The following is a 2,265-nucleotide window of genomic DNA, read 5'->3' on the forward strand; positions in this document are numbered from 1 at the left end:
CTTGAGGATATCTTCTACACTCTTTCTTCGGGTGTTGTCGGAGGTTCGATTATCTTGGTTTTTGTTGGCGGGATGATTAAGAGGTTTAGGATAGTTAGCGATATCGCTACTTCTATGCTACTATCGGGCTTGATGGGATTTTTTATCGGCGTTCTTGTCATTACATTTACCGGCTCAGCTATGATCGCGATAGTCGTTGCTTTAGTTGTTACAATAGCAATTTTTATATTTGCCTTTGACAAGATAAGAAAGATGCCAAGAGGGCTTTTGAAAAGCGGTGGCTTTGGTGGCAGTAGCAGCAGTGGAGGCTTTAGCGGTGGAAGTAGAGGAGGCGGCTTTAGCGGCGGAGGCGGAAGCTTTGGTGGTGGCGGAGCTAGCGGAAGGTGGTAAAGCTATAAAATTTATGAAATAGAGTTTAAGTTTACAGAAAGCTAATTTTAGTGACTCTGTAAATTTAGCCCAAAAGGGAGGTTTCATGAGAAAGATATTGTTTGTTTTACTTACTTTTATATCACTCTTTGCAGATCAAATTTCACTTCCGGAGCTTACGGGTAGGGTTGTGGATGAGGCAAACATACTAACTAAAGGCACAAAAGATAGCCTAACTGCGACGCTTGAAGCCCACGAAAAAGCAACCGGTAGTCAAATCATAGTCACAACTATAAAATCGCTTGATAAATACTCCATAGAAAGTTACTCTTTAGCTCTTGCAAGAAAGTGGGCTATAGGTAAAAAAAATAAAGATAACGGAGTATTGTTGGTAGTAGCTCCAAACGAAAAAGAAATTCGCATAGAGGTTGGATACGGATTTGAAGGAGTTCTAACCGACGCCATAAGCAAGAGTATAATCGAAAAGGTAATGGTTCCGAAATTTAAAAGCGGTGATTTTGAAGAGGGAATTTTAGGAGGCGTTGCTAGAATTTTGGATTTTACCGATGAAGATGCAAGTAACGATATAGTAAAAGAGCAGGTATTTGTCGATAATGTTTTGCTTGTCATTGCCTTTTTGATAGCGTCTTGTTCTGTTTTTATATTTATAGGTAGGCTAAGCGGACGTAGAGTTATAAGCGATGTAGGCTCTAGTATCTTTGGTTCGATTATAGTCGGAGGTTTTGCGGGAGCTATCATCAGTGCGCCTATAGATCCTATAATATATAAAACATTAGCCATTTTAGTTGGCATGGTAGCTGTTTTTCCTTATGTTTTTAAAGAGATTAGGCGTACGCCTGATGAGAAGTTGATATATGGCTGGAAAAAAGGAGTTGATAGCTATAAATACTTCGTTGAAAGCGAAGGTAGTAGCGGCAGTGGCGTTAGTGGAGGCGGCGGAAGCTTTGGCGGTGGCGGAGCTAGCGGAAGATGGTAGATTTAAGATAAAAGGAATTTTTTATGAAGAAGTTTTTGATATCTTTAATGGTTGTTTTTAGCTTTGCTTTTAGTGAGGGAAATTTCCCTGATCTTTCAGGCTCCGTCATAGACAAATCAGGTATGTTGAGCGAATTTGCTAAAAGCGATCTTGATAGGATGATAAATGAGCACGAGAGTAAGTATGGCAACAAGCTTATAGTGATTGTGATGCAGCTAAAGCAAGAAGAGGATCTTGCGCTCTATAGTCAAAATCTTGCAAAGCACTGGAATATCAATGACAAGACCGCTGTTTTGGTTGTGGATTATAGCTTGCAAAACTACGCAAATTCAAGGGCAACTATCGTAACAAAGGGTGATTGGCTTAATGGTGGTTCGATAGCGTATGAGATTATAGAGGCTAAACTAAGAGAAGGAAGGATAGACGGCGCTTTAAAGCTTGGAGTCGTGAAGATTTTGGAATTTATGGATGATGACAAGAGTAATGACTACATAAATCATCCATATGAAGATGCTACTATAGCTATGCTTGGGATTTCGACAATTGGAGGGTTGATTTTATGGATTATAAGCCATAAGTCAAATCTTACTTTTTTTACCCAAGTCGGCATGTCTTCCGTGCTTGCAGGTATGCTAACCGTATTTTTGATGAAAGCCTTGCCTTACGGCTTGCCGTCTTTTATCTTTTTTAGCATTGTTTTTGTGTTTTCATTTTTAACTATGCGCGTAGAAATGAGAGATGATGGGAGCAGATACGTAAATTTAGGTATTTTAAATTCTTTGTTTGGCCCAAAGAAAGCAAAAGAGGGTTAAGAGATTACAAATGAAGAAAATTTTACTACTTTTAACTGCTTTTTTATCTTTGTTTGCAAGTGAAATTTCATTCCCCCACCTCACCAG

Annotated in this window: 3 protein-coding genes; all 3 read left to right on the forward strand. The window is 39.2% G+C overall.

The genetic code is table 11. The features are described from left to right. Positions 1-390: hypothetical protein (locus tag CDOM16188_RS11220; protein WP_216656294.1), on the forward strand; the 390-nt coding region annotated here is incomplete at its 5' end. A gap of 85 nt (positions 391-475) precedes the next feature. Continuing rightward, positions 476-1,366 (forward strand): YgcG family protein, encoded by an 891-nt coding sequence (locus CDOM16188_RS11020; protein ID WP_172202193.1) that lies wholly within the window; start codon positions 476-478, stop codon positions 1,364-1,366. Between the two features lie 23 nt (positions 1,367-1,389). Then, entirely contained in the window at positions 1,390-2,178 is a 789-nt protein-coding gene (locus CDOM16188_RS11025) for a YgcG family protein (protein ID WP_172202195.1), read from the forward strand. Positions 2,179-2,265: the final 87 nt, after the last annotated feature.

The organism is Campylobacter sp. RM16188 (genome assembly GCF_012978795.1).
Classification (GTDB): Bacteria; Campylobacterota; Campylobacteria; order Campylobacterales; family Campylobacteraceae; genus Campylobacter_A; species Campylobacter_A canis.